General features: G+C 41.3%; 25 protein-coding genes. 7 read left to right on the forward strand and 18 right to left on the reverse strand.

The window, feature by feature from the left end; genetic code table 11:
- Positions 1-52: 52 nt before the first annotated feature.
- The 4 genes from AC1D0K_RS19665 to AC1D0K_RS19680 all read right to left on the reverse strand — a co-directional run bounded on the left by AC1D0K_RS19665 (position 53) and on the right by AC1D0K_RS19680 (position 3,052).
- A complete protein-coding gene (locus tag AC1D0K_RS19665) occupies positions 53-1,042 on the reverse strand; it encodes a type II toxin-antitoxin system HipA family toxin (protein ID WP_477398715.1) in 990 nt (329 codons plus the stop codon).
- Entirely contained in the window at positions 1,035-1,367 is a 333-nt protein-coding gene (locus AC1D0K_RS19670; protein ID WP_477398717.1) for a HipA N-terminal domain-containing protein, read from the reverse strand. The genes AC1D0K_RS19665 and AC1D0K_RS19670 overlap by 8 nt, the downstream gene beginning before the upstream one ends.
- On the reverse strand, positions 1,364-1,582 hold the full coding sequence (locus tag AC1D0K_RS19675; RefSeq protein ID WP_121196151.1) for a helix-turn-helix domain-containing protein: 219 nt from the start codon (positions 1,580-1,582) through the stop codon (positions 1,364-1,366). The genes AC1D0K_RS19670 and AC1D0K_RS19675 overlap by 4 nt, the downstream gene beginning before the upstream one ends.
- 222 nt (positions 1,583-1,804) lie before the next feature.
- Positions 1,805-3,052, reverse strand: a complete 1,248-nt coding sequence (locus AC1D0K_RS19680; RefSeq protein WP_477398719.1) for a tyrosine-type recombinase/integrase — start codon at positions 3,050-3,052, stop codon at positions 1,805-1,807.
- A gap of 448 nt (positions 3,053-3,500) precedes the next feature.
- On the opposite strand from AC1D0K_RS19680, the gene AC1D0K_RS19685 reads away from it, so the two are divergent.
- Positions 3,501-5,090, forward strand: coding sequence for a hypothetical protein (locus AC1D0K_RS19685; RefSeq protein WP_477398721.1), 1,590 nt, complete (start codon positions 3,501-3,503; stop codon positions 5,088-5,090).
- 310 nt (positions 5,091-5,400) lie between these two features.
- Here the strand turns inward: AC1D0K_RS19685 and AC1D0K_RS19690 are convergent, their stop codons facing one another.
- From AC1D0K_RS19690 to AC1D0K_RS19700, 3 genes are read right to left on the reverse strand one after another with little or no spacing between them, the layout of a single operon-like run.
- On the reverse strand, positions 5,401-5,964 hold the full coding sequence (locus AC1D0K_RS19690; RefSeq protein WP_477398723.1) for a dihydrofolate reductase family protein: 564 nt from the start codon (positions 5,962-5,964) through the stop codon (positions 5,401-5,403).
- An 11-nt stretch (positions 5,965-5,975) separates the two neighbouring features.
- Positions 5,976-6,464 carry an SRPBCC family protein gene (locus tag AC1D0K_RS19695; RefSeq protein ID WP_295716085.1) on the reverse strand — a complete coding sequence of 163 codons (489 nt, stop codon included), beginning with the start codon at positions 6,462-6,464 and terminating at the stop codon, positions 5,976-5,978.
- A gap of 13 nt (positions 6,465-6,477) precedes the next feature.
- Complete coding sequence (locus AC1D0K_RS19700) at positions 6,478-6,783, reverse strand: ArsR/SmtB family transcription factor (RefSeq protein WP_295716086.1); 306 nt, start codon at positions 6,781-6,783, stop codon at positions 6,478-6,480.
- A gap of 347 nt (positions 6,784-7,130) precedes the next feature.
- Here AC1D0K_RS19700 and AC1D0K_RS19705 point away from each other — a divergent pair, with 347 nt between their 5' ends.
- The 4 genes from AC1D0K_RS19705 (at position 7,131) to AC1D0K_RS19720 (ending at position 9,571) form a co-directional block, all read left to right on the forward strand.
- Entirely contained in the window at positions 7,131-7,697 is a 567-nt protein-coding gene (locus tag AC1D0K_RS19705) for a sugar O-acetyltransferase (RefSeq protein ID WP_477442362.1), read from the forward strand.
- Positions 7,698-7,868: 171 nt separating this feature from the next.
- Entirely contained in the window at positions 7,869-8,459 is a 591-nt protein-coding gene (locus AC1D0K_RS19710) for a TetR/AcrR family transcriptional regulator (RefSeq protein ID WP_477394491.1), read from the forward strand.
- A gap of 79 nt (positions 8,460-8,538) precedes the next feature.
- Positions 8,539-9,003 (forward strand): hypothetical protein, encoded by a 465-nt coding sequence (locus tag AC1D0K_RS19715; RefSeq protein WP_295716096.1) that lies wholly within the window; start codon positions 8,539-8,541, stop codon positions 9,001-9,003.
- Between the two features lie 13 nt (positions 9,004-9,016).
- The gene (locus tag AC1D0K_RS19720; RefSeq protein ID WP_477394494.1) at positions 9,017-9,571 is read left to right on the forward strand and encodes a DUF420 domain-containing protein; all 555 of its coding nucleotides are present in this window, start codon (positions 9,017-9,019) and stop codon (positions 9,569-9,571) included.
- A gap of 66 nt (positions 9,572-9,637) precedes the next feature.
- On the opposite strand, the gene AC1D0K_RS19725 is transcribed toward AC1D0K_RS19720, so the two are convergent.
- The 3 genes from AC1D0K_RS19725 to AC1D0K_RS19735 form a co-directional block, all read right to left on the reverse strand.
- Positions 9,638-10,528, reverse strand: coding sequence for a helix-turn-helix domain-containing protein (locus AC1D0K_RS19725; RefSeq protein WP_477394496.1), 891 nt, complete (start codon positions 10,526-10,528; stop codon positions 9,638-9,640).
- A gap of 75 nt (positions 10,529-10,603) precedes the next feature.
- Positions 10,604-11,422 (reverse strand): SDR family NAD(P)-dependent oxidoreductase, encoded by an 819-nt coding sequence (locus tag AC1D0K_RS19730; protein ID WP_477394497.1) that lies wholly within the window; start codon positions 11,420-11,422, stop codon positions 10,604-10,606.
- A 257-nt stretch (positions 11,423-11,679) separates the two neighbouring features.
- Positions 11,680-12,270, reverse strand: a complete 591-nt coding sequence (locus AC1D0K_RS19735) for a hypothetical protein (RefSeq protein WP_477394499.1) — start codon at positions 12,268-12,270, stop codon at positions 11,680-11,682.
- 207 nt (positions 12,271-12,477) lie between these two features.
- Here AC1D0K_RS19735 and AC1D0K_RS19740 point away from each other — a divergent pair, with 207 nt between their 5' ends.
- On the forward strand, positions 12,478-13,077 hold the full coding sequence (locus tag AC1D0K_RS19740; protein WP_477394501.1) for a Crp/Fnr family transcriptional regulator: 600 nt from the start codon (positions 12,478-12,480) through the stop codon (positions 13,075-13,077).
- Positions 13,078-13,120: 43 nt separating this feature from the next.
- Here the strand turns inward: AC1D0K_RS19740 and AC1D0K_RS19745 are convergent, their stop codons facing one another.
- A complete protein-coding gene (locus AC1D0K_RS19745; protein WP_477394503.1) occupies positions 13,121-14,389 on the reverse strand; it encodes an Hsp70 family protein in 1,269 nt (422 codons plus the stop codon).
- Positions 14,390-14,605: 216 nt separating this feature from the next.
- On the opposite strand from AC1D0K_RS19745, the gene AC1D0K_RS19750 reads away from it, so the two are divergent.
- Complete coding sequence (locus tag AC1D0K_RS19750) at positions 14,606-15,187, forward strand: Crp/Fnr family transcriptional regulator (protein ID WP_477394505.1); 582 nt, start codon at positions 14,606-14,608, stop codon at positions 15,185-15,187.
- Positions 15,188-15,242: 55 nt separating this feature from the next.
- Here AC1D0K_RS19750 and AC1D0K_RS19755 read toward each other — a convergent pair whose 3' ends face one another.
- The 7 genes from AC1D0K_RS19755 to AC1D0K_RS19785 all read right to left on the reverse strand — a co-directional run bounded on the left by AC1D0K_RS19755 (position 15,243) and on the right by AC1D0K_RS19785 (position 26,257).
- Complete coding sequence (locus AC1D0K_RS19755; protein WP_477394507.1) at positions 15,243-16,673, reverse strand: amidase; 1,431 nt, start codon at positions 16,671-16,673, stop codon at positions 15,243-15,245.
- Between the two features lie 174 nt (positions 16,674-16,847).
- A complete protein-coding gene (locus tag AC1D0K_RS19760; RefSeq protein WP_477394509.1) occupies positions 16,848-18,419 on the reverse strand; it encodes a Na+/H+ antiporter in 1,572 nt (523 codons plus the stop codon).
- Between the two features lie 193 nt (positions 18,420-18,612).
- Positions 18,613-21,468, reverse strand: a complete 2,856-nt coding sequence (locus AC1D0K_RS19765) for a M16 family metallopeptidase (protein WP_477394511.1) — start codon at positions 21,466-21,468, stop codon at positions 18,613-18,615.
- Between the two features lie 195 nt (positions 21,469-21,663).
- Entirely contained in the window at positions 21,664-22,236 is a 573-nt protein-coding gene (locus tag AC1D0K_RS19770) for a TlpA family protein disulfide reductase (protein WP_477394513.1), read from the reverse strand.
- Positions 22,233-24,116: a protein-disulfide reductase DsbD domain-containing protein gene (locus AC1D0K_RS19775; RefSeq protein WP_477394516.1), complete on the reverse strand. Its 1,884-nt coding sequence runs from the start codon at positions 24,114-24,116 to the stop codon at positions 22,233-22,235. The genes AC1D0K_RS19770 and AC1D0K_RS19775 overlap by 4 nt, the downstream gene beginning before the upstream one ends.
- Positions 24,117-24,127: 11 nt before the next feature.
- Positions 24,128-25,267, reverse strand: coding sequence for a redoxin domain-containing protein (locus tag AC1D0K_RS19780; RefSeq protein WP_477394518.1), 1,140 nt, complete (start codon positions 25,265-25,267; stop codon positions 24,128-24,130).
- Positions 25,268-25,414: 147 nt separating this feature from the next.
- Positions 25,415-26,257 (reverse strand): hypothetical protein, encoded by an 843-nt coding sequence (locus AC1D0K_RS19785; protein ID WP_477394520.1) that lies wholly within the window; start codon positions 26,255-26,257, stop codon positions 25,415-25,417.
- Between the last annotated feature and the right edge of the window lie 121 nt (positions 26,258-26,378).

The raw sequence follows: 26,378 nt of genomic DNA on the forward strand, positions 1-26,378 counted from the left end.
TATTCAAAAGAATTGTCGTAATCTAACTATCTTCAATTCAAGATATTCAAGACTAATCCTTCATCAGCTGTTTGAGCCTGGCTTGGTACGATTGTAAATAATTCCTTTGGGTTGTTTCGTCAAGGAAAGAAGCTAATGTAAGTTTTTCGACAGTTGTTGATTCTGAAATCATTGATTGGGCTATTCCTTCAAATACTTTTTCGCTTATGCCTGATTGCTCAGCCAGTCCTGCAAACTGGTGCCTAATCTTACCTTGTGCGAGGTTCTTTGGTAATAAGCCGTCATCAAGTGCAAAGTCATTGTCTTTAATATGTATGCGGCTGTTAAGCAGGTCATAAGCCGGACTTAGGCGGTAATCTCCCATCGGGGTTTCCAACAGCGAAAAGTTTTTGAAGTGGGCGTCTCCGTTTGAAAACAAATAATTGAACATTAATAATTTCAATAATTTTGGTGCTTCCAGTTTATATGCAGGGACGTATTGCTCCATAATCTTAAAAAGATCTAAGTAGTTTCCGAGGTACTTATAGTGTTCTCCGTGAGTCTGGGGCGTTCTTCCTGCAAGCGACGCAAAATCGTCCTGTGCCAGTTTTTCTCCTTCTTTCGTTACATCAAAACGTTTAGTAATATAAGCAGGCTGCCCGTTCTTAAAAAATATCAATGCATTTTCAGCAGTTTCTATGCCATACACCTGGCGGGCAATTTGCATGGTTAAATGTTCATTAGCGGGCATTTGGTCAGATTTTCTGCCAGCGTTTGGAATCGGCTTTAATATATAGGTTCCTCGTTCACCCTCATTGATAAGCCTTAGTCTGTTTTTTTCTAACAACACGGAAAACTTTTCCTGTACACCAGAGATAGACATCCGCCTCTGGTTTTCCTCAAATAGCTCATCCGTCTCCGGGTTTGAAGCAGGAGAATCATAAAGTAAAATATGATTTACTTTTTTTCCATTAAAAACCCGGTTAAGACAAGTCCGGCTATAAGTATCATAGCCGGGTGCCAATGTGCCCGGGCAATATTTTATTTCTGGCAGGTTACTCATTATCTTCTGCTTTAAGTACAGTTACTGCACCTATGGTATCGTTTTTTGCGGTTGTTAATAAAAGTCCGAAATAATCAGTCTGATCAATTCTATTGAGCTTGCAGACCACCTGTTTATTCGATCCTTCCGGAAGCATGTTATAAAAAAACGGAAAGAGAAATTCAGACTCGTAAACCTTTTCCGTTTTTGGTAAAGTGAGGCTAATGCCTGGCTTGCTACCATCGCCAATCCAAGAAGGATGATACTGAAACGTAAAAAAACCATTATCAAGCTGCTCCAATATGCCGGCTTCTTGCTCCTTAAATAATACTTTGGCTTTTCTCATCGAATATCTGGTTTATTCTTTATAGTCATACTGAGTTCCAGACCTAATGTATCGCCGAGTTTTTGCAGCGTCATTAAAGTGGGATTGCCTTTACCACTTTCAAACTGTTTTAACGTTCTAAGGCCTACTCCTGATAGTTGCGCGAGCGTTTCCTGGGTAACCTGTAGAGATTCCCTGCGCAATTTAATTGTTCTTATTATTTCCTCAAAGTGCATTATAATGCTCTATTTGCAACAAAAATACTATAAATTTCTATTTTTTCAGTATAAAGTGTATTTAAATGCACTTTATACTGAAATTTTATAGTTTGTAATTGACCACGGGTCCAAAGTGCATTTTATAGCTCTTTTTAGCGCCATAGTTAATCTTTATCGGTCACTGAATAGAAATTCAATTGCTAAGTGCAGAGCTGGGTGCTTTTCCAAATGACGAAGATCCTATCCAAAATCCATTAGTTTATCAGCTATTTCCTGCTTTACGTTATCCTCAAAACCTGCCCAGTAATTTTGGGTGGTGTTCAAACTACGGTGGCCTAAACTCTCCTGTATCAACTCCATTTTAGCACCATTACGGATAGCAGCCGTTGTAAAAGAATGCCGTGCGTAATAGGTAGATATATCCGCATCCAATTCCAGATCCTTCGCCAGTTTTTGAATATGCTGGTTGACAAACCGAATAAAGTTTTGGTTTACCCTTAACTTCTCCGCCTCATCCATCTTTTTAGTTAATATCGGAAATACATAATTGTCAGGCAGAAAAGGACGGGTACCGTAGCGTTCTATTACTGCTTTAATCGTTTCTGTTAAAGGAATAATAATGGGCTTGGGCTTGTCTTTAGTGGTATGAAGCGTTTTATGTCGCAAAAATGAAATAGACTTTTTGTTAATGTTTTTATACTTCAATTCTGCAATGTCACGGAAATTCATACCATTACACTGGTAACTAAAAAACCAAAAGTCCCTTGCTTTTTCTTTCGGACTGCCTGGCTCGACTGGGGCGTTATATAATTTTTTTAATTCCTCTTTACTTAATGCCTTCTTTATGTTTTGGCCTGTAGGTATTTTGTATTTTTTGAAAGGATACAGTTCAGTAGGTATACTGCCTTCTTCCATAGCTTTATTGAAGATAGCCCGTAATGGACGTAAGTATATACCTACAGTAGTTTTGGATTTGTCGGCAGCTACCATCCAATTTTCATACCTATTTAAAAAATCAACCGTAACACGGGAGAAGGAAAGGCTTGACGCGGGGTGATTATCCTTGCCGGCAAATTCAAGCAATGATTTTAAGCTTAAACGGTAATTGGAAGCTGTGCCTGCACGGCCATATCTAGTCAATTCATCTATGTAATCCTGATAGTACGCGCAAACATCTGTAGTGTTGGCTTGAGAGCGAAACATTTCGCGCTCAAATTTATCAAGAATAAATACGCCGTCCATTTTGGTAATGATCTTATTCGCCCGAGCCTCTATCGCACCTAACGATATTTTCACTTCCTGAAAAGCCTTTTTAGGTTTTTCTGTTAAGTATGATTGTTGGAATTGTTGAGCCGTCAGGTGGATGTCTGTAGGATAGTGCCTGATATCGGTACGAGAGATATATAACCTGATTTTTACAGGTGCTTTTTTACCGGTTTCAACCTTCCGTTCATCTAAATATAAGTTAACTTTTACTGCCATTTTCATTAAAATTAGGTAAAATGCCTATTTCTCTCACACAAATTTTTTAGAATATGCGAAATTAAGCAAATTTCCCACAAAATCGCCAATTTTACTCTCACACATTTCTCACACAAATGGGCAAAAAATGGCAAAAAACAGCAAAATATCACAAAATGCTATTTTTATAAATCGCTGATATATAAGTATTTAAATAAAAAACAAAACATCGAAAAGTGCCTCCCATAGACTGTTAATCAGAGGGTCCCTGGTTCGAGTCCAGGCTCAGGAGCCATAAATGAATGATTTAACCCAACTCTGGCGAGTTGGGTTTTTTGTTTCTCACACATTTCACACACACACACACATTTTTTTATTTTTTTTGATTCGAGCCGTATGGCCAGTACAAATAATGAGCTTTTACGCTTTGTTTTTTTAATGCGGAACTAAAGCGAAATTTTGATAAAGTTCAATAATGATGTTTTATCTTTATTGTGCTATGAAACGCTGCCTTATCATCCTAATCATTTTCTGTACTTTGTTTAACAAGGTCTATGGGCAGTCGCCACCCGGTGCGATTGACAGCCTTATCAAATACGGAATTATAACGACCAAAGGGCGTCGTATAATGGAGAAGGAGCTCAGATATCTCAAAGATAAAGGCCGTGCTAATTATCGTGTTGCGATCCTCGGAGGACTGGAAAATATAATTCTTCAAAAAACATTTCATATAAACCCACATAGAACCGGCATTTTTTATTCTTATAGTAATCAACACTTCAATAAAAAAAGCCAGGATAGCATCAATATGTCACTTCGCATGTTGTTGGAAAAGATTAAAAAGGCGGGCTTACTTACCGATAGGGTTTATACTTACGCATTAAAAAGTATAGACAGTGGCCATTATGTAGTTGAACTGCAAATGATAGGCAGTTTGACAGAAATGAGTTCACGCCTGGAGTGGCTGGCACCAACAAGGTTGCTACCGATTGCAGAAGAACTGCACAAAAACGGTATCGTTAACGATTCATCTTTTTTGCGATTAAAGGATGATATCAACAATGGCAAAATAGAATCGGCTTCTCAGTTAAATGATTATTGCAAGTATGATCGGGTTTTTGATATGGCAAAGTATCCTGATGATCCAAATGTTTGGCTGGAGCAGATGCATCGCGACATTGCCTCAATATTACCGGATCTTGATTTTACTAATTTTAACTATACCGAAGTGCCGGATATTTCATTTTCGACATCTGGAGTCCGATTTAAAGTGAGTTTAACTTGTAACGGGCGTATCTATAAACATATCAGCCTTCCAATTAATAATTACAGAAACCCGCAGGGCAAAATTACCCCTAAGGATATTTTTGTCGAAGATTTTTATCGCATCTTCAACAAAGTTTTGACGGATCAGCAATCACTATATCGCTTACACAGTATTATGTTTAGCCATACTGCTGCTAACGAAGATACCAGGCGGTTTGCCATTATCGCTTTAAAAAATGATCAGGGTGATGTATTCATGAAGGAGCCAGTCATGTCTTATATGCTTGTAAGCATGGACGGTTATGATAGCACTTTAACATCGTCAAAGATAGACAGCACCATAGCCGGATGGAGTAAGATGGGCCTTTTTGCCCACCTTTCAAACACGGAAGTCACTAAAGAAATTGATGACGCTCAAACGGCTGATCCATTTTCGACCAGTAATCTATTGTCTAATTTTCCTGGCGTCATTTACAATTTACATGATGCCCTAACGGGTCCACCTCATCCGTATAGTAACCTGTTAATTCATCTTGCCAAAATCACGCATGGAGCATTTAATCCTACGAAAATTGTCCAAACCAAAGTAAATCACGGCTTAAAACTACAATATTTATCCAAAAGTAAAATTCATTCATATACATTCCCTACAGCATACGGGTGGTTGGATGTTAAATTTTCGGCATTCATGAAAGACTTAGGCCGAGAAAATAATTTATCAGGTAATTTCTATCAGCTGAAATATGACAATGCGATCATTTATTTAACCAAACAACAACATGACTATGCTGTAAAATAAAAATTGCTGGATTTTAGTTCAGCTGCGAAGGAAAGTCGACTATAAGTCAGGTAGCCTTAAAACAATGTTTGCTATTTCGTTTTTTTGTTAAAATTCGCGCCTATATTTCAATTATATATTGAGATATAGAATTTGACTTTTAGAAAATAATTTGTTCGAAAAACCCAGTCTGGTTAAATTAAAAGCCGCCTTAAGTTTTTTTATGGAAATTTAATAAAGCCCTTTACAAAGTTGTAGAGGGCTTTTCCTTTTAGCGGCCGTTTTAATTATTTCCTAACGAAATTCTTAGAATATAGTCGGGCTTTTCGGCCTATGCCGGCAGGTATTTATTCACTATTTTTCCATTTTTGTAAGTGGTTGAACTTTCTAATTTCAGTATTTTTCTCTCCTTAAAAATAGACAGGCCAGCACCAATGGCCACGGGGCTAATGATGATATAATATTCATCAATAAGGTTAATGCTGATAAGTGAGCTTACAAAATTGGCGCCGCCATAAACCAGGATATCCTTGCCCGGTTGTTCTTTCAGTGCCTGTACTGCAGTGGTAAGGTCGCCGTTTTCCACCTCCACATTTTTACCTGCGATGGCTGTTTCTGTTTTGCTGAAAACGATCTTGCGCATATTTACGATCAGTTTTGCCAAAGGATATGCCGGGTGGTCGGGCATGTTATCAGCCATATTTTCCCAGTAAGGGACAAATTCCGGGGCCAGCTTGCGCCCCAGCAGAAGGGTATCGCTACTGTCGGCCAGGTCAATTATTTTCTGAAAACCTGCTTCGTCCGGCCCGGCCAGAAATACCCAGTCATTTTCGCCATTGGGTCCGCCTACAAAACCATCAATTGACATGTGTACCTGTAATTTTAATTTTCTCATGGCGATAGTTTTTAAATAGCCAACAATTCTTCCAATTGGTTAAGACCCATGGTAAAGCCACCTTGAAAGCCCATTTCTACCATCATTTTTATGGCTGATTCATCATCGAAGTTAATATCAATTACCACTTTTGTTTTATCGCCTGCTGCTACAAATTTGTTGTCCCAGTGCCCAATCGGTGCGCCGGGCGCTATGGTACCATTTTCATCACAGAAGGTGGTATCCGCAGCGAAACGGCTGCCATTTTCAATAGCGGTAAACTGTACATGGCTCCAGTGCTTCTGTCCATCCGGACCTACCATGGAATACAGCCAAACGCCGCCTACCGTAAAATCCATTGATTTGGTTATGGCTACCCAGGGTTTCGGCCCCCACCATTTTTGAAGCAGGTCTGGGTCTGTCCAGGCTTTCCATACTTTTTCAATCGGCGCGTTAAATTCGCGTACTACGTGAATCTTTTTAGCGGCAATGTCTTTTTCGAACACAAAATTGTTTGTCATGATTGTTTAGTTTTTATAAGTCTTTTAAAAGGTTATCTAACTGATCAAAGCTGTCTTCCCACATCTTGCGGAGGCGTTCCAGCCAAATATCAATCTCTTTCATTTTTTCGGGGTTAAAGTGATAATATATTTCTCTGCCGGTCTTTTTCTGTATCAGCACTTCACATTCGGTTAGAATCTGGATATGCTTTGATATTGTCTGCCTGGCACTGTCAAAGTGCTCTGCGACAGCATTGGGCGTCATAGCCCCCATTGCCAGCAAACCTAAAATAGCCCTGCGCGTAGGGTCGGCAATGGCTTGGAAAACATCTCGTCTCATATTAACTTGCAGTTGATTGACTGCAAATATAAATGCAGTTAATCAACTGCGCATATTTTTTTTTATTTTTTTGCTGCTGAACAGCGGAAGATTCAGATTATTATGCTATAACCTATGACTACTTCAAAAAACGACTCCATGTGTCATTGAAGGGTAGTATTAAGGGAATTGAACCCCTAAGTTAAGCAGACAGTACGCAGAGAGCCATTTGCTTTACACCAACGCGAGAGTACCGGTAAAACTGGTAAATAAAACAGTAACCTGTATAAGGTGGTTACGGCCATCTGTCGCGAACTTTGTATCTTAGAATTTTACCACCAATTTCTTATTTGCTAAATAAATTATCAATGGAACAACCAACAATTTTTACAAGGCTAAGATCAGGAGAGCTGATTCGGTTAAACGATCCTGAATTTCCGAAGATCGATGAAATTGTAAACCGTACTATACGCCTTTCTGCTCAACTTAATTCGGCAGCGGATACCCAGCAAATACGCCAGTTACTTACCGAGATTACGGGTAACTATATAGACGAGACTACAACTGTATTTGCACCTTTCTATACCAATTTCGGCAAGTTCATTAGCATAGGCAAAAATGTTTTTATCAACCACGCCTGCTCATTCCTCGATATGGGAGGGATAACTATTGAAGACCATGTGCTCATCGGGCCAAGGGTTAACCTGGTTACCGAAAATCATCCTACTGACCCAACTGACAGGCGGGCATTAATTACCAAGCCAATCCTTATTAAAAGAAATGCCTGGCTGGGAGCAAATTGTACTATACTGCCCGGAGTTACTGTAGGTGAAAATTCCATCGTAGCCGCAGGTGCAGTGGTATCTAAAGACGTTCCTGACAATACTGTTGTTGGCGGAATCCCGGCAAGAGTAATTAAATCGATTAATAGCTAATTAACTACACACTGCCACACCCTGGTTTCAATGCGGAATGTAGTTTCCAGTCAGATGCCAATGCACAGTACCTAAGACATCTGTAACGCCTCTTTTTGACCAATACGGTTCACGTTGCTTTGCATACCTAAAATTTTACGTCCTTTGTAAAAATACTAACCAGTATCTTTTATGAAAAAAGCAGCGGCAACCCGGTTAAATATTCTACAAAAGGCTTTTGAACTCATTTACGTCAACGGTTATCAGACTACCAGTATTGACCACATTATTGCCACTACACAGGTAACCAAAGGAGCCTTCTTTTACCATTTCAAAAACAAAGAGGAGATGGGGCTGGCCATTATCAACGAAATTTTGAAGCCTGCACTCGCCACCAGTTTTCTTGAACCATTGCAAAAAGAGCAGGATCCAATAGTAGTTATTTATAATCTCATGTATGATCTGCTCCTGAAAAATGAATTTTTGAAAGTGGAATACGGTTGCCCTGTGGCCAATTTTACGCAGGAAATGACGCCCTGGAATATTGACTTTAGCAAAGCGCTGGCTGAGCTCACCCAGGAATGGACGAAAGCGATGACAGCTGCTATTGAAAAAGGACAGCAAAACGGCATTGTACGCAAAGACGTGAACGCCAAACAAGTCACGCTGTTTGTTGTATCCGGGTACTGGGGCATCCGCAATTTTGGGAAATTGGAGAATGACAAAACGGTTTATTTACCTTATTTAAAGGAGTTAAAAAATTATCTGAATACCCTGAAATAATTTTTTATCTAAAAAACATACTAAATGGTATGTTTTATTTTACCTTCGCTGCGTGGATGAATCATAATCAATAATAGAAATGTACCCAACTTTATTAGCACTGCATTCTTTGGTTCGCTGGCTGGTGTTAACCAGTTTACTATCGGCAATTTTTTTTGCTTACTACGGCTGGCTTTCGAAAAAGCGTTTTACCCGTGTGGATAATGCTATAAGGCATTGGACGGCCACCATTGCCCATATCCAGCTTGTTTTGGGCCTTTGGCTTTACTTCATCAGTCCTATAGTGGCTTATTTCTTAAGTCACTTTAGCACAGCCATGCATGAACGGGCAATCCGTTTTTTTGGTATGGAACATATCACCATGATGCTCATAGGAATAACCATCGTCACTATTGGCTCTGCCAAAGCCAAACGAAAAACAACTGACCATGAAAAGTTCAAAACAATGGCTATATGGTTTACTGTAGCCCTGCTGGTTATTTTGAGCTCGGTGCCCTGGTCGTTTTCACCACTGATCAGCCGGCCAAATTTCAGACCTTTTTAAATTTCGACGGAAAATGGAATCTATTTTAAATAAACACACAACATCCAGGGCCAAAAATTATAAACCCCTGATATGGGCTTTAACTTTAGGCATAAACGGGTTGATCATATTCGCCTTTTTTCTTCCCAATAAAGAAAACTTTAAAGGGCATGATTTTTCATTTTTACCCTTATTAAACGCGATAATGAACGGGGCTACGTTCATCTTTCTTTTGTTGGCGCTTTTCGCTATCCGGCAAAGGAATATCCAAAGACACCGCAATTTTATCTTCGCGGCGTTTTTATGTACTTCAATATTTTTATTGTCTTATCTGCTCTATCATTTTACCACACCATCCACCAAATTCGGCGGAGCTGGTATTGTAAAATACATTTACTACCTGATACTGATCACCCATACTATACTGGCTATAATTACGGTTCCTTTGGCGCTGATATCAATAGGGCGGGGTTTAAATATGGAGGTAGCTTTGCATAAAAAAATCACCCGCTGGGCCATGCCCATTTGGTTGTATGTGAGCTTAACCGGCGTTATAATTTATTTACTCATATCTCCCTACTATCGATAAATATTAAGGAAATGGCAAACATCGTTCAGCTCCGTGACGCTAAGGCTAACGGAGGGCTTGGGCCGCTTAATTAAGTAATTGCTTTTTAAACAGATTGGGGCTGATGCCTACTTCCTTTTTAAACAAGCGTGAAAAATAGGAAAGGTTTTCAAAACCCAAGCCATAGGCTATCTCTGAAACAGACTTATCCTCACCCTTAAGCTTATTTTTAGCTTCAGATATTAAGTAGATGTGGATATGCTCCAGCGCGGTTTTGCCGCTTTCCTGTTTTAAAACATCGGTTAAATAGCCGGCGGATATATTAAGCCGTTCAGCCATATCCTGTACAGATGGCAAGCCTTTGGTTTCTAATAGGCCACTTGCCACATACCTGTCTATCTCCTCGTTAAATTTAGTTACCGTTTTACCGGAAATCTCCGCGCGGTTGATGAACTGTCTTTTGTAAAAGCGCTGGCTGTATTTCAGCATTGTATCCACATTAGCCAAGATCAATTCGCGGCTGTATTCATCCTGATTGTTTTGATATTCTGTTTCAATTTTACGATAAAGATCCCAGGTTGTTATTTCTTCACTGGGCGATAAGTGCAAGGCTTCGTTAGTTTCGTAATCGAAATAGTGATACTTTTTAATATCGTTGTGTAACGTATGCCCGTTTAAAAAATCCTCGTGAATAAACATCAGAAATCCGTCTTCATCCATTTCAAGGTTTTTCATTTCGATGACCTGCCGTGGTTTAAAAAACATCATTGATCCACATTGGTGGTCGTATTTGGTGCGGCCATACAGGATAACGCCCGAGATGATCTTTTTAAAGCCAATCATATAAAAGTCGCTGGTAAACTCCCGGTCGCCAATGGAGCAAGCATGGTTACATTGGTATATACTGAATAGCGGATGCTCCGGTGGCGGAAAGCCGTTATCTTTATGCAGTTCAATTAAACTTTTATAGTGCTTCATCTTCGGTAATGCTAATAAACCACAATCTACGCAATAACGCTGGGCAGATTGTGGTTTAAGATTTTAAATGATTTATTAATGACCGTGAGCCTCAGCAGATACGTCTTTCCATTCTTCAAATTCTGCCAGGCGCGCTGCATAAACCTGCTTAACAACGGGATAGGCAACTTTACCTAATAGAAAATGCAGTGGTGGGTTTGCACTGTCAATTAATGCCAGCACAGCCTTAGCGGTTGTTTCTGGTTTACCCCAGCTATCTGGAGTGGCGGCATCAAAAAATGCTTTTTTAACCGGAGCATACTCTTCGTTAGCCTCTGTCTGGAAAGCGGAAGCACCTGCCCAATCTGTTGAGAAACCATTAGGTTCAATTAAACTCACGTTTATGCCGAAACTTTTTACTTCGGTAGCAAGCGTTTCGCTTAAACCGTTAACCGCATATTTCGATGCGTTATATAAACCTAATACCGGTAAACTTACCAGTCCCAAAAAGCTGGATACCTGTATAATGTGCCCGCTTTTTTGTTCCCGCATGATTGGAACAATAGCCTGGGTTACCCAAAGCAACCCAAAAAAGTTGGTTTCCATTTGGGCGCGGGCTTGTTCTTCACTTGTTTCCTCAATAGCACCAAATAAGCCAAAACCTGCATTATTTATCAATACATCAATACGGCCGAAGTGTTGCTTTACTTTGTTTACCACTGCAAAACAAGCGTCGCGATTATTTACATCCAGTTGAATAGGAAGCACTGCGTCGCCATAAGCCTGCACCAGGTCATTTAAATCTTCAGTATTCCTGGCAGTTGCAGCAACCTTATCGCCGCGTTCTAAAAGGGCTTTAGCCCAGATTTTACCAAAGCCACGTGAGGCGCCGGTTATTAAAATTATTTTTGACATCTTTTCTTTGTTAATTGTTGATAACAAAGGTATTGGCATCATCCTACTATGATTTATACAAAACAAGGAAGGATTAGCACATTTCCAAGATGGCTTGAATCATTTCGACAGAACGAAGTTCTTCACATATTATGTGACGACACAGAATAAAATGCAAAAACCTCTCGATGCGATATGATTCCCGTTTTAATATGGAGACTTCACTTTTTTGACTAATACAGAGCTATAGCAATAATTTTCAGTTTCTTGATATTTACTTAGGCTGTTGCGGTACTGCGATTAACTGTCTTAGACAAACGAAATGCAGCAAGCAAGTAATAAAAGGCGCCAAATGCGGCATACCCACCCAGACTGGTAATTCCCTTTGTAGGGTCGTGTGCCAGTAGGATAAAAGAAGTGCCGCCGATTATGGACTGGCCACCGCTGATGATCATTGGCCATTGCCCGCCTAAAAATTTTCTGCGGCGCAATCCTAAGATCAGTTGGATCAGTCCCGTTCCAATTGCCCAGGCACCGAAAACAATCAATGCTTCAGGAACGCCTTTCTGCAAAGCGATACCTACAGTTACAGTAGTGATGCCACTGATTACAGCATTTACATATTGTGGTGTTTTAGACGGGCTGCTGTGATTAGCGCGGATATCGAGGAATGTGCCCACTACGTCCCAGGCCGGATAAATAATGAGTAAAACGCTGGCAATCCCCATAGATGTTTTTGCAAAAAGGGCGATAAGAACCACCCAGGCCACCGAAAAGGCAGCACGGGTGAAATAAAGCTTGCGTAAAGATCTGGCAGTTTCAACGGTCTGTTCGCCAACTACTGCATTAGATTGAGAATTTGATGTCATAATTAAATTTTTAAATGTTTTGTTATTTCAAAGTTCTCTAGTATTACCTGACACATTTTTCACTTAAGTTAAAATGCTGATAAACATTACCGTACAATTACAGTTTTACTGTGGTGGTAAATTTTCACTTAAGTGAAAATGCTTATGTTATATTCAGATTATATTTGAGGGATTGTTTAGCGCCGCTAACTATTTATGTATGATCAAATGACCGATAGAAACGATATCGTCTTTCAGCATCTGAGGGATTTTGCCTCGTTGAACGATAAAGACATTAGCGATAGCCAGCCATTTTGGAAAGCGCGGAAAATAAATAAAGGGGACTTTTTCAACATGCAAAGTATGGTTTGCAATGACCTTGGATTGATAGTTAAAGGCATATTCCGGATTTACTACCGTGACCCTAATACAAAGGAAGATAAGAACATATTCTTTTTCTCGGAAAATCAATTTGTCGTTTCTTTCAGGAGCTTCGTATCACGCAACCCCTGTTGGTATTTTATTGAAGCGATGGAAGATTCGGAAATTTTTTTCATTTCCTATAAGGACCTTAACAGCCTTTATGAAACGCACCCTAACTGGGGGAAATTCGGCAGGTTGCTGGCCGAATTATTTTTTAATATTGCGCAGACGCGCACAGAAGAATTCATTTTTTTCTCTCATGAACAACGCTATATCAGGTTGTTGGAAGAACATCCGGATATTGTTGAGCGTATCCCGGCTTATCACATCTCGTCTTACCTCGGCATCACAAACCCTTCACTGAGTAGGATCAGGAAGCGTATTGAAAATAAAAAGGCTGAATAAGATATATTACGAATAATGTTAGCGCTCGCATTTAACCAATAAATCAATCTTCAAAAAGGTAGCCACTGTAAGCTAAACCTTTGGCCACACTTTTAAAGTTATCTCCTGAATTTAGGTTAACATGAGGGAATCTGTTTTTAAAGAGTTTTTGAATACTCCCCACCATGGAAGTGCCGCCAGTTAAAAAAAGGCTATCTATATTTTGGGGCTCGATGCCATTTTGCAGCATAAACTCGTCCAGGTAGTTTGCAATTCTATCCACATCTTTTGCTATAATCTCTTCATAATCCGGCAAGGGTATTTCCTCATTAATTTCGATGTCCATCTTGTGATAGCTAAACATCGCAGTATTTGCATTTGTAAGCGTGATCTTTGTTTTTTCGATGGATTGAAATACCGAATAGCCCAAATTGTTTTCAATAAGCGTGATTAGATTTTTAAACTGTGGGTCGTTGCCAGAAAAATAATAGTAATCTTCCATGTCTTTTTTAATCCGCAGACCATTAAAGAAATTCATTTGTTCCCAGGAGCAAATGTTGGCAAAAAGTGATTTTGGCACAGTTAATACCTTGCCAGGAGTAGCTTCATATTGGGTGTTTTTGCCGAAGTATGGCGTCCCTTTTTCCCACATAAAAGCAGAATCAAAGCTATCTCCACCTATATAAATTCCGCCATTGGCCATCATGTCTTTCTTCCTGTCTTTGCTTCCAACTTTTTCAGGGTCAAGCACTAAATAAGTAAAATCTGTGGTGCCTCCGCCCAAATCGGCCACTAATACATTTTCCTTTTTTACGAGACTTTTTTCATAAGCGAAGGCCGCTCCGATAGGCTCAAATTGAAAACGGACTTCCTCAAAACCCGCGATTTCTGCTGCTTTATTTAGTCGCTTCTGCGCTAACGTATCTTTTTGCACGTCGTGGTCGTCAAAAAAAACAGGCCTGCCAATTACTGCTTTTCGGCAGTCTTGGCCGGTCAATTGATCTGCACGTTCTTTCAGCTCCTTTAATATGATAGCCACAAGATCTGAAGCACTATACCTCTTATTGTGAATACGGGTTTCTGTGAAACTGCTCCTTGATAATATTTGTTTAATAGACTTGATAAAACGCCCTTTCATGCCATCATTAAGGTAGGCCGTGATGGCCTCTTCGCCTACAACATAGTTTTTAGCATTTGCTGCACTGAACTGATGATAGAAATAAATGAGCGAAGGAATAATAATGGTGCTATGTATTTCTTTCGTTTCTTCATCGTAAATAGCCAACGCCGAGTTGGTTGTTCCAAAATCAATTCCGTATAAAAACTTCTTCATACCAAGGGGATAAAACAATAGAAATTTGAAGGGCGGCAAAAATATTAAAAAATAGCTTACCTAAGGAAATAGATATTTAATTTTTGGGGAAACTCAACTATGCAATTATTTGTGAACATTAACCTATTAAAATTTAATCAGCACTCTGGCGGGCAAAATGAATCATATCCCTGCCAGCAGGAATAAATTGGCGCAATTTGTTAGATTTGTTATAATATGTTCAAGGTTTTTGAAGAATACCTACGTCAGAAAATTCAAATTTCAGATGAGGATCTGGAATTGATCCGTGCTGCCAGTATCGAGAGAAAACTGCGCAAATGGCAGTCAATTTTGCATGAAGGAGAGGTATGGCGTATCAACTGTTTTATAGCGAGCGGGTGCTTCAGGCTTTATCGGTTCGGAGAAGATGGAATAGATCATACCTTGAGGTTCGGCGTAGATAACTGGTGGATCAGCGACCAGGAAAGCTATAATAACGAAAAGCCATCTGAGTATAATATTGAAGCATTAGCAGGCAGTACCGTTATTATATGGGATAAAGAAAAATGGGAAGCCTTAATGTCGGCTATTCCGGCATTGAAACTATTTACCGAACAGCTTTTAGCAAGAGGATATGAGGCAAGTCAACGGAGGATATTTTCATTGATCAGCTATTCTGCCGAAGAAAAATATACCGAATTTCAAAAAACCTATCCCAGTGTATTTAACCGCGTGCCTTTGCATATGGTAGCCTCATACCTGGGTATTTCCAGGGAAACGTTAAGCAGGATAAGGAAAGAGTTTACCAGACATAAGTAAAAAGAACTTTTTGGAGAGATCCAAAAAGTTCTTTGATACAAATCAATCTTTTATATTAAGCAATGGGGTGTGTGCCATAGGCATCGCTACCTGTCTGTATCTTCTCGCCAAGGTCAAGAATTGTTGCTTCATCAAACCACCTGGCAACAAGCTGAATGTTGATTGGCAATTTTTCTGAACTTAAGGTTACTGGTACCGAAAGTGCAGGCAGCCCGGTGGCATTGAAAGGAGCTGTTGCGGCCATCACATGATATGCAGAAACAGTTTTTCCATCTACAACATACTCCTGCAAGCCATGCGGGGTAGCAGTCATCGGGTTAACAGGACATAGTAACACATCATACTGCACAAAGTAATTTGCAAAATGACTTTTTAGCTCTTCTATCTTCGCTTCGGCTTTAACATACCCGGTTGCTGACAGCAGCGGGTAATCCATGGTAGCCTTACCAATAAAATGGAGTTCAGATTCACGTCCTTTGGTGAACTGTTCCATGTACGGAACCAGCTCGCCATAAATTAAATTAAAGTAGGGCGTCAACCAGTCTGTGTTTTCCATAAAAGGCAGGCGTACTTCCTCTACATCGCAACCGGCATCTTTAAGCAGCTTTGCGGTTGCTTTAATGGCCGCCGTAATCTCGGGATCAACCGGTCCGAAAGCGGTATCTGATACCCATCCCACACGGATCTTTTGACCAGGGATCCTGAAACTGGCTGGTGCGGCATCTTTTGCAAAAATACTATACCCGTCAATTCCATCCGCTCCGTTAATGATTGAATAACCCAGGGCAACATCTTTAACGGTACGTGCCATGGCACCAATATGCCAAAACCTGCTTAATGCCGTTGGGAAGTGACCGGTATAAGGTACCCGACCGTGGGTTGCTTTTAATGCGGCAATACCTGTAAAAGCTGCCGGGCCGCGAACAGATATAGCCACATCGCTGCCCAATCCAATAGGGGAAAGGCCTGCTGCGATTACGGCAGATTCACCACCGCTTGATCCGCCGGGGGTACGATCGGGGTTCCATGGGTTAAGAGAGCGGCCGGTAACCAGGTTATCAGACTCCCAGTGGGCCGAAAATTCAGGGAGATTGGTTTTCATTAATGGGATCGCCCCGGCGTGTTTCATACGGGTAACCACCGTGGCATCTTTTTCGGGAATAAAACCTTCAAAGATCTTTGAGCCACGGCTGGTAGGTACACCGGCTGTATCAATAGCGTCTTTAATTGAAAACGGCACCCCGTGAAGCGGGCCTAATTCGTCGCCGTTGCTTACTGCTTTGTCTGCAATAGCGGCTGCTTTGAGTGCTTGTTCGCCCATTAGGGTAACAACACCGTTTATCCTGGGATTAATTTCTGCAACACGGTCAAGGTGGGCCTGCACAACTTCTACCGAAGATATTTGTTTTGTGCGGATCAATTTGGCCAATGTGCCGGCCTCCTGGTAATAGATGGGGTCTGTTTTACTGTTCAATGGAGTTTTCATATACTTTGTTTTTTTTTGTTCAAAATCTCAGCACTTATCTATCAAAGTGCCTGAACAAAAGTGGGTACTAATGGGTACCTAAAACGAAGCTATATGACACAATTTGACGTTGACATTTATCACGGTTTTTTCATTGACGCATAACTCAAAGTTTTCATTAAAGCAGCAGTTGGGCTAAATAAATTGTAGCTTTTCTTCTTCCAGATCAAGGAATAGCAAGTGTTTTCTTATAATTTCCTCATCAATATCACCATCGGCTTTATTTTTACTGATAAGCCATTTTCTTTGCAGGTTCAGCAAGTCGAGATATATCGCCCTTGATTCTTCAGTCATCAGTACACCATCAGTGGAGTGGTCACTTACCTGCCATTTGCTGGCGATTTGCTGAAGCACAGGTTGGCTGGTTAGCTGCTGGCTATAGTTGGTTGTTAAATGTTGCAGGGCATGCCGGGCCAGTTGCTTTTTTAAATCGTTGTAGACTTCTTCGTGAGGTGCAACATGATCAGGGTCGGCTAAATTCAGTTTTCTGATGATATAGGGCAATGTTAATCCCTGCAGCAGTAAAGTTGCCAGTATCACTATAAAAGTAATGAAGAGGATGAGGTTGCGCTGTGGGAAAGCTGATCCATCGGCCAGGTATACCGGTATGGATAAAGCGGCGGCCAGGGAAACCACCCCGCGCATTCCCGACCAGCCCATCAGAAACGGGAGTTTAAAGCCAGGATTGGCATCAGCAACCGTAATAAAGTTTCGGGCAATCAGGGTGATAAAAACTGCCGCGATGGAAGATAATATCCTTGCCACTATTAAAACTACAGTAACTAAAATGCCATAGCCAATGGCAGTAGTGATGCTCACCCCATCAAGCCCGGCCGTAATTTGGGGCAGATCGAGCCCGATAAACATAAAAACCAAACCATTGAGTACAAAACAGATGCTTTCCCAAACGTTGAGCCCATGCAGCCGCGAAGTACTGCTGAGGAAAAGCAGCCGGCGGTTGGATAAAAACAGACCGCCGCTCACTACTGCCAACACTCCCGAACTGTGAGCCTCCTCGGCAGCTATATACATAATGTACGGCGTTACAAGGGTTAGCACAATATCAATATTGGCATCGGTTGGCAAATATTTATGGCATTTCATAAAAATATAGCCAATGATAAGGCCTATCCCTATGCCACCAATTAGCATCCACACCAGGGTTATTGCAGCTTCATGCCACACAAAACTACCGGTGCCTACAGCTATGAGTGCAAAACGGAAAATGATAAGAGATGATGCATCATTTAACAAGCTTTCTCCTTCTAAGATTGACGATACACGCCTGGGTACTTTTACAAATTTTAAAATAGCCCCCGCGCTCACCGCATCAGGCGGAGAAACGATACCCCCAAGCAAAAAACCTAATGGCAGGGAAAAACCGGGAATAAAATAGTTAACCGTTAATGCCACCGCGAGTGCTGTGAAAAATACTACGAGGAAAGCGAAGCTGCCGATAACCCGTCGCCACCGCCACAGTTCTTTCCATGAAATATGCCATGCTGCATCATACAATAAGGGCGGAAGAAATATAATAAATATAAGTTCAGACTCGATATGCAAAGTTGGCAAGCCTGGAATAAAGCTGATAACTAAGCCAGCCAAAACCAGCATAACAGGATAGGCAACTTTTATTTTGTTGCCCAGCATGATGAGTAATAATATAATGATGATTAAAATGAGATAGAAGGGAAAGTTGTTTAGCATACGCAGCTGTTTATATTACACCAATTTATAAAAGATTGGTTAAGTAATAGTTATCTATAGCAACATTTTGTTGATAGCACGGGGATTTGCTGTATTAATGCAGGGCGTTTTGGTAATCCTTTATAACAAAAAAGCCCTTTAAATATTTATTGCAAATATTTAAAGGGCTTTAAGGCTTTGGCAGCTGATGGTTTTAAGGCGCCGGAGTTTCTTCTGGCAGTAAAACCAGGCGGATATAATTTTTACCGTTCAGGTATTTCAATGCAGCGTCTTTAATATCCTGGATGCTGACCTTATTTACCTCTTTGTTAAAGTTATCGTGTTGGTGAACATCTTCCTTATCCAATGTTTGGCCGTTGATATAGTTTAGCCACCAGTTGTTGGTTCTGACAGCTATTTCCTGCGTACGCAAGCTTTCGGCACGCCATTTATCAATATTAACCTGGGGTGGGCCCGATGATTTCAGTTTGCTGATCTCATCTAATGTAGAAGCGATTAGTTTGTCAACATTTTTTGGGGCACAACCAAAATTCACGATCATGGAAAAACGGGAAGTAGGATATTTACCCATGTTCATGTAAACACCAGGTGCATAAACACCACTTTCGTCTTCTCTTAATCTTTCCAGCAATCTTATCTCCAAAGCTTCCTTTAAAGCATCCATCGTTACTTTTCCCGACTGATTGTAATCAAAGGTGCCTGTCCACACTAAATCAACAGTAGCTTTAGGCTCAGATCCTTTATAAACTGTTTTGGTGATCAGCCCTTCGGGAGCATGAATGCCCAGGTCTTTAGCTTCTTCGCCAAGGTGTTTGGCAGGCAGCGAGCCTATATATTTTTCAAGCAACGGTTTTATCTTATCCGTATCAAAATTGCCCACAAAGGTAAGCGTTAGTGCCGATGCATCTGCAAAGCGCTCCTTGTATATGGCATACATGCGATCAAGATTAATCTGGTTTATCTTGGCAATGGTTGGTCCGGTGCGGCGAATGCTGTGGTTACCCAATACATCACTAACCGTATCCTGGAAAACGGCATTCGGGTCATTTGCACGGTTAGCTAAGCCCGCTTTTGAACGGGTGATGATACTGCTAAACAGATCGGCATCTTTTCTTGGCTCAGTATAATAAGCATATAAAAGTTCCAGCGCTGTTTCAAAATCCTTTGGTGTGGCGCTGCCACTAACACCCTGGGTGCGCTCGCCTATAAAAGGACTTACACTGATCTGTTTGCCTGATAGGTATTTTTCAAGCTGGGTAGGGTTATAGTTTCCTACACCAAATGACGAAATAATACCAGAAGCATTTGCTGCAGACTGAAAATCGGCATCGGTATAAAGAGAAGAGCCCCCCGGTGTAAATCCGGTGAACAGGATCTCGTTATCTTTAAAGTCGGTTGGTTTAAGTAAAACTTTAACACCGTTGCTTAATGTAAGCGTGGTTGTATTTAATGCCGCGTCTTTTGTTTCGGCTACAATTTTGCCACCAGCGGGTGCTGTTGCTAAAAGTGCTTGCTTGCTTACTTCATCATTATAAGGTGCCAGGTTTTCGGTTTCAACTGCTTTAATCCATTGGTTTACGGTTGCCTGGGCAGGTAAAGTGCTTTTATCCTTTTCTGGAGCTAAAAGCATAATATCTCTGTTGGTGCTTTTAATAGCTGTTTTGCCCAATAGGTTAACTTCGGTAATGCTGATGCCCGGCAGGTCATTTTTCACCAATTGATATTCATAGCTTATTCCCGGTGAGGCTGATCCTTTTAAAAAATACTGAAGGTATTCCCTCACATAGCTATCAGAGTTTGTTTTGTTCTTTTCTTTCAATGCCGATTCCATATCGCTCATATAGCTTGTTTTGGCACGGTCAAGCTCGGTTTGTGTAAAGCCAAAGCGCTTTATCCTTTCGGTTTCACGCCATACGGCTTTAAATCCATTTTCCAGTTCGCCCGGTTTGGCAACTACAAACATGCTGTAATTATCAAGGCCTCCTAAAAACTCACTCAAATCGCTACCTCCCTGTAAAAATGGAGGATTGGCCTTGCGCTGTAATTCGCCATAGCGTGCGCCTATCATTCTGTTAAACAATCCGCGGATTATGTTCTGGCGATAATCACCGGCTGTTTTTAAAACTAAGCCGGGCTGTTTCATCATTACCTGCGCAACGGTCACGGTCATCTCCTTATCTGTGATAGACATGAACTGGTTTTGCCCGGTAAGCGGAACGGTGTATTGGGTGCGTGGTTTTTCGTGGGCAGGGTTTTTAAGATCACCAAATGTTGCTTTAATGGTTTTTTCCATCTGTTCAACATTGATATCTCCTACAACGATTAAAGCCTGCAGGTTGGGGCGGTACCAGTCATGGTAAAAGCTGTTAATTGCCTCCGGCTTAAAGTTGTTCAGCACATCATCAGTACCGATTGGAAGCCTGACAGAATAGCGCGAATGGTTAAGCATCATCGGCAGGTATTGGCGTTGCATACGTTCCTGCGAGCCTTTACCCAGGCGTTTCTCTTCTAAAATAACTCCACGCTCTTTATTGATCTCTGTAGTATCCAGGGTAGCTTCATGTGCCCAGTCGCGCATGATCTGGATGCCGTTCTTTAAAATTTCGGGATTATCTGACGGTAATGGCAACTGGTAAACAGTTTCATCAAAAGAAGTATAAGCGTTAAGATCGGCACCGAAACGAACGCCTGATTTTTGCAGATAATTTACCAGTTCGCTTTTTGGAAAATGCTTTGTACCATTAAAGCTCATATGCTCCATAAAGTGAGCAAGACCGCGCTGGTCTTCATTTTCCAGTACAGAACCTATCTTATTGGCCAGGTAAAATGTCACCCGGTTCCTGGGCTCCTGGTTGTGGCGGATGTAGTAGGTAAAGCCGTTTGGCAGTTTCCCGGTTCTTACTTCGGCATCAAGTGGAAGGGGCTTTTCTATAGCTCCCTTGGCGGGCTTTGCTTTAATGGCCTGCGCCAGTACCTGTTGACCGGATATTGAACAGGCTATGGCAAAGCCTGCGCATGTTAATAAAACCCTAACTTTTATTGTTTTCATATTATGATTCATCTATAACTTAAAATTGCATGGTTGCCCTGCAATATTCATTTTCTTAAACAAAAGCCGGCACACCGTGCCGGCCTTGCAATTAACTAAACTAAAACTGACTAAATGCTTATGAAAGCTTCTTTATAGCAAGCGGGAATGCCGCTTGCCTTTAACTGCCTAAAACGGCAGCAATATTGTTTTTTGTTATGGCTTAAATGCCTCCAAAAGCTGCTGATCTATTTCGGCCGCAGCTGGGTTAACCTGCATTACCTTACCCTCTTTATCTACCATAATAGCAAACGGAACTGATGTTATGCCGAAGGCTGTCATTACTGCCGACGCATCTTTTCCGGCATCATATTGATCAATTGCCTGTGGCCATGGCATGGCTTCCTTTTGCATGGCGTTATTCCAGGCTTTACTGTTTTGATCAATAGAAACACTCAAAATCTCGAATCCTTTTTCATGATACTTTTTGTAAAGCTCTTTAAGGTGGGGGATAGCTGCCCGGCATGGCATACACCATGAAGCCCAAAAATCAATCAATACCACATGCCCCTTCAATGATGATAGTTTGATACTTGTACCATCGGGTGTTTGCATAATAAAATCTGGCAGTGGTTTACCCTTTACCAAATTGGAATTTTGCATGATCGTATCTTTTATTACGGTAAACCCTGCTGTCGGTTTTACTGTAATAGCAAAGAAGCCTAAAAGTAAAAACCAGGCCCGAAGCTTAGTTTTTACGCCGGTTGAATATTTAACGGGATTGATCATAAAACAGGCAGTTCAACAATTTTTCTTTTGGGCGGAAAACATTTGTTGTTATCGCAAACCTGGTAATACAACCCGCATTTTATTACTTCGCCGGTTTTAAAGGCTGATGTATTTATTTCGGTTTTAAAGCTGGCTTTATCTTCCCATACAAACATGCCTTCGCCACCGGTAAAAGGGATCCCTGCAGAACTTTGCCACTCCGCGGTGTTTTTTACATCACCCGGCAATTCCAATATAGGTTCTGTTAATATAAAAGGACTTCCTTCCGGTACGTAAGCATAAATATGCCATCCTTTTAAAATACTCGCATCAATTTCAACCTTCATTTTACCGGCCTGGTTTTCATTAGTCAGTTTGGCTGTTACAATAACAGGATCGGCAAGTGTTGGTACTTCTGCATTGGCCACATTATTGGATTTGGCTACTGCTGGCTTAATGGCCGCTGTTTTATTTTGATAGGTATTTACCATAAACTTAAAGCCGCCTGCCTCTGTATAAAACAAGTTAGCCTTATTTTTGATAAGCCAGTTGCGCCATTCGGCAGCTGTGGTAAATTTTTCTGTAGTGTAGCGTTCCAATAGCCTTTGCGCCACTTCGGTATTCTCATTTTTCTCCAACAGTTGGATGCATTTTTCCAGTATTGCTACTTTGCGGTTTGATATGCCCAGCTTTTGCGCATCGGTATCAACCTGCAGCGAGTACCCATCTACCGGGTAGTAATACTCATAATTATCCCTGTAATACTTGTGATGAGCTTTGGTGTCGGTACCAAATTTGGCAAACATATCCTTCCCTCCCCAAAATTGCAGATAACTCTCAAAGCTTTCCACCTCATTGGTAACAGGCATTTTCAAAAACATCTCATTGCCGTGGCCAATATCTTCACCTTTGGCTTTGCGGTCTTTTAAATCCTGTTGCATTTTTAGCAGGCGGGCATTCCCTTCGCGCCTGGAAACGATGGCTTTTTCGTAAAGTGCTTTATCTGTACGATAAATGGTTTCATCAATCCAATCGCGGGTGGATATCTGTACCTTTTTCATGATGGGCAGCATGTGGTCGTATTTTTTGATGTAGCAAACAGTGTTTACAAATACATCCTTCGCTTCATCCGTCATATGATCCGGCGAAGCCGAAAAGCCCCACATGAAGTAGTTACCCTGCCTGCCTAAAGCCACAGCCTCGGCATTTTTAAGGCATACCCCACCAGAAATAGCTTCGGCGTCTGGCGAGTCATTAAAACCTTCGCCGTGCGCTACCATCCCTATAATGTATTGTTCTTTTGTTGAGGGTTCAGCTTTGATCACCTTCCACATGGGCATTTGCCTGGGTGTTTTAGCCCCCTGGAAACCATTAAAAAATGAACCCGGCGTTGGTCTGTTAACCAGGGTTAGATTCACTTTTTTTGGCGAGTTAAATATTTCATGCTTCACATTGATATTCAAGGCGTCATCTTCCAGGCACTGGCAATACCAATCGAATTTTAATCCGATAGGCAGGCCAACATTTGGCGCCATAGCATGCATCAAAATCATCGGGCGACTAAAATCTGCAGGCAACTTTACTGGTCCCGCATCCATGATGGTTACGTCCACCTTGTCAGACATGGCCGGGTTGTAATCCCTTACATCAATCAGATCAACCTTTGTAAACCGGGCTTCCAAAAAGGCTTTAAAATCAGCCATACGGGTTTTATAGGCCCTTTCAATGGCGGGTAAAGTTGTGCTGTAGTACACCACATTGGCAGGCATTGGTTTTTCTGGGTTGTACCCAACATACAATACCTTCAGCGGAATTTTATTCGCAGCAACCACGCTCGCCTTACTAAAGGCGAACGTGTGGGTGGCAACGAACAGTAATAAAAGTGCGGTTATTTTTTTCATTACAGACGATTTTAGTTTTTCATCAATTCTTCCAGCTTTTTGTTAAGGGTTTCATCCCTTAAAGTATTACCGATGATCTTTCCATCACGGCCAATCAAAAAGCTTTGAGGTACAGCCCTTACGCCGTATAGCCTGCCTACAGCGTTATTCCAACCTTTTAAGTCAGATACATGAAGCCATGGCAAACCATCTTTTTCTATAGCCGCTACCCATTTATCTTTAACATTATCAAGCGATACAGAAAGTATTTCAAAGCCTTTGTCTTTGTAAAGCTGATATTGTTTTACCAGGTTAGGGTTACCGGCGCGGCAAGGCGCGCACCAGCTTGCCCAAAACTCAACCAATACAATTTTGCCTTTTAAATCGGCCAGTGAAACGGGTTTTCCGTTTACATCGTTCTGGGTAAATGCCGGCGCCGCTGTTCCAATTGCTGTCAGGCTTCCGGATGCAATGCGTTCGGCCAGTTCTTTACCCATATCGCTATTGCGCAGGCGGGCATTAAGGGCGTTAAATACAGGTTCAATTTTAGCGGCATCAACTCTTGTACCGGCGGCTTCTGATAAGGCTATCAGGCCGAAATAAGAGTTAGGATTGTTTTTTGCAAACAGGAATTGCTTTTCGCTCCTGTCGGCTATGTTTTTACGGTAGCGGGTATCAACTGCTTTTATATAAGCGGTATCTTTTTGCTGTTCTGGGGTTCCTTTTGCAAAATCGGAATTCACGGCTTTCGTAAGGTCCATGATAGTGCCACCAATTTGTTTGTTATAGGCCTGGAACTCATCATATACTTTGGAGCCGGTAATTTTGGCGTTGTTTAACGAATCGTTGGAAGTGATCTGAACTTTTTCTTTACCAAAATAAATATAGATGGCATCACTGTTAGGTGCATAAATAGCGTGCGGTTTACCTTCGCCGGTATGATCAAGCGCTATGCGGGTAGTAACGTTACCAGAAATGGTTCCTGAGAACTTAAACGTGCCGTTAACAACCACTGCCGAATCTTCATGACTTACGCCATTATCCATATAATCAAAATAAACCTTGGCCGGTTTATTAAGGGTGCCTATTTTGCCCGTAAGGCTAAAGTTTGGCGTTTGTGCCAAGGCAATTGCCGGGGCAAGTATGGCTAATGCTAATAATTTAAGTTTCATATCTGATAGTCGGTTTAATATAATGAGTAGGGGACTGTTGATTTAGCCCGGTTTAATTGTATTTTAATTTTAGAAAATATTTTGGGGCCTGCTTAAACTATGCAGGCCATCAAAAGGCGAGGGTTTCCTGATTGTTAAGGTTAAAATTTAGTAGTTGTATTTTACGTTCGGGAAGTCTTCCTGGGCATTTTTCAACTCTTGCTCACGCTCCATCGACCAGCCAAAGGCAATGGTAGCCTGGGCCTTTAGGTTAACGCCGGCAGCACCGCTCCAAAAGTGGATGAATTCACCAAATTTTAAATCCCTGGTGTATTGATGGCCGAGTGCGTTTTTTGTTTGGGGGAAGTTTTTTGATAATAAAGCAAAATACCTGCTTAACACTTCGGCCTGCCCGTATTTGCTGTAGATAGGATAAAACCAGTTTTCAAACCAACGTACATTTGGATATATTTTGCCCGGAAAAGGAAGGTTAGGGTCCTGATTTTTCATTTCCTGGTAAACATTTGCTGCCACATCTGTATGGCCGGTATGCATCAGTACATCGTAGATAAAGATCTCCATAAACTTGCTATCGCCCCAAATGGCATCAGACGGAGAGCCTTGTACTCCATTGTTTGCACCACATACAATGTGGCCAATTTCATGGATGGGTACGCCCAGGTTGTCGTTAATGTTTGTCCAGTCTGCGGCTCCTACATCAAGTGTGTTCCGGTAGTCGTGGCTCACGTCAAAATAAGATGCGGGGTGCCCTTCGCCCGGATATAGGCCCTGGTGCAAAACCACATATAATCTTGATGAATCGCCAAAAGCGCCATAGGTTTTCTTTACGTATTGCCAAACATTAGTGAACTCTTTATTGGGCCAGGTAACTTTTGTATCTACCTTATCATCATAGTAAAGGGCAAGGTCATCATTATAAAAAACTCTTGTTAGTAAGGAGTTATGCTCAAACCAATGCTCCTGCCATGTTTTAGGGGGGGGCGCCGCCACCTTTAATTGTGGGGGTAGTATCGGTAATTTTATGGCATGCGCTCAACAAGGCAATGCAGAATAAACATGATACTATAATTATGCTTTTTATTGATTTCATTTTATTTTAGTTTATAAGGTA

The organism is Mucilaginibacter sp. P1_A3 (genome assembly GCF_056406855.1).

What these genes read in the sequence shown, in the direction of transcription:
- AC1D0K_RS19665 (WP_477398715.1), bottom strand. Translation starts at nt 1,042, where the DNA reads ATGAGTAACCTGCCAGAAATAAAATATTGCCCGGGCACATTGGCACCC.
- AC1D0K_RS19670 (WP_477398717.1), bottom strand. Translation starts at nt 1,367, where the DNA reads ATGAGAAAAGCCAAAGTATTATTTAAGGAGCAAGAAGCCGGCATATTG.
- AC1D0K_RS19675 (WP_121196151.1), bottom strand. Translation starts at nt 1,582, where the DNA reads ATGCACTTTGAGGAAATAATAAGAACAATTAAATTGCGCAGGGAATCT.
- AC1D0K_RS19680 (WP_477398719.1), bottom strand. Translation starts at nt 3,052, where the DNA reads ATGAAAATGGCAGTAAAAGTTAACTTATATTTAGATGAACGGAAGGTT.
- AC1D0K_RS19685 (WP_477398721.1), top strand. Translation starts at nt 3,501, where the DNA reads ATGATGTTTTATCTTTATTGTGCTATGAAACGCTGCCTTATCATCCTA.
- AC1D0K_RS19690 (WP_477398723.1), bottom strand. Translation starts at nt 5,964, where the DNA reads ATGAGAAAATTAAAATTACAGGTACACATGTCAATTGATGGTTTTGTA.
- AC1D0K_RS19695 (WP_295716085.1), bottom strand. Translation starts at nt 6,464, where the DNA reads ATGACAAACAATTTTGTGTTCGAAAAAGACATTGCCGCTAAAAAGATT.
- AC1D0K_RS19700 (WP_295716086.1), bottom strand. Translation starts at nt 6,783, where the DNA reads ATGAGACGAGATGTTTTCCAAGCCATTGCCGACCCTACGCGCAGGGCT.
- AC1D0K_RS19705 (WP_477442362.1), top strand. Translation starts at nt 7,131, where the DNA reads ATGGAACAACCAACAATTTTTACAAGGCTAAGATCAGGAGAGCTGATT.
- AC1D0K_RS19710 (WP_477394491.1), top strand. Translation starts at nt 7,869, where the DNA reads ATGAAAAAAGCAGCGGCAACCCGGTTAAATATTCTACAAAAGGCTTTT.
- AC1D0K_RS19715 (WP_295716096.1), top strand. Translation starts at nt 8,539, where the DNA reads ATGTACCCAACTTTATTAGCACTGCATTCTTTGGTTCGCTGGCTGGTG.
- AC1D0K_RS19720 (WP_477394494.1), top strand. Translation starts at nt 9,017, where the DNA reads ATGGAATCTATTTTAAATAAACACACAACATCCAGGGCCAAAAATTAT.
- AC1D0K_RS19725 (WP_477394496.1), bottom strand. Translation starts at nt 10,528, where the DNA reads ATGAAGCACTATAAAAGTTTAATTGAACTGCATAAAGATAACGGCTTT.
- AC1D0K_RS19730 (WP_477394497.1), bottom strand. Translation starts at nt 11,422, where the DNA reads ATGTCAAAAATAATTTTAATAACCGGCGCCTCACGTGGCTTTGGTAAA.
- AC1D0K_RS19735 (WP_477394499.1), bottom strand. Translation starts at nt 12,270, where the DNA reads ATGACATCAAATTCTCAATCTAATGCAGTAGTTGGCGAACAGACCGTT.
- AC1D0K_RS19740 (WP_477394501.1), top strand. Translation starts at nt 12,478, where the DNA reads ATGACCGATAGAAACGATATCGTCTTTCAGCATCTGAGGGATTTTGCC.
- AC1D0K_RS19745 (WP_477394503.1), bottom strand. Translation starts at nt 14,389, where the DNA reads ATGAAGAAGTTTTTATACGGAATTGATTTTGGAACAACCAACTCGGCG.
- AC1D0K_RS19750 (WP_477394505.1), top strand. Translation starts at nt 14,606, where the DNA reads ATGTTCAAGGTTTTTGAAGAATACCTACGTCAGAAAATTCAAATTTCA.
- AC1D0K_RS19755 (WP_477394507.1), bottom strand. Translation starts at nt 16,673, where the DNA reads ATGAAAACTCCATTGAACAGTAAAACAGACCCCATCTATTACCAGGAG.
- AC1D0K_RS19760 (WP_477394509.1), bottom strand. Translation starts at nt 18,419, where the DNA reads ATGCTAAACAACTTTCCCTTCTATCTCATTTTAATCATCATTATATTA.
- AC1D0K_RS19765 (WP_477394511.1), bottom strand. Translation starts at nt 21,468, where the DNA reads ATGAAAACAATAAAAGTTAGGGTTTTATTAACATGCGCAGGCTTTGCC.
- AC1D0K_RS19770 (WP_477394513.1), bottom strand. Translation starts at nt 22,236, where the DNA reads ATGATCAATCCCGTTAAATATTCAACCGGCGTAAAAACTAAGCTTCGG.
- AC1D0K_RS19775 (WP_477394516.1), bottom strand. Translation starts at nt 24,116, where the DNA reads ATGAAAAAAATAACCGCACTTTTATTACTGTTCGTTGCCACCCACACG.
- AC1D0K_RS19780 (WP_477394518.1), bottom strand. Translation starts at nt 25,267, where the DNA reads ATGAAACTTAAATTATTAGCATTAGCCATACTTGCCCCGGCAATTGCC.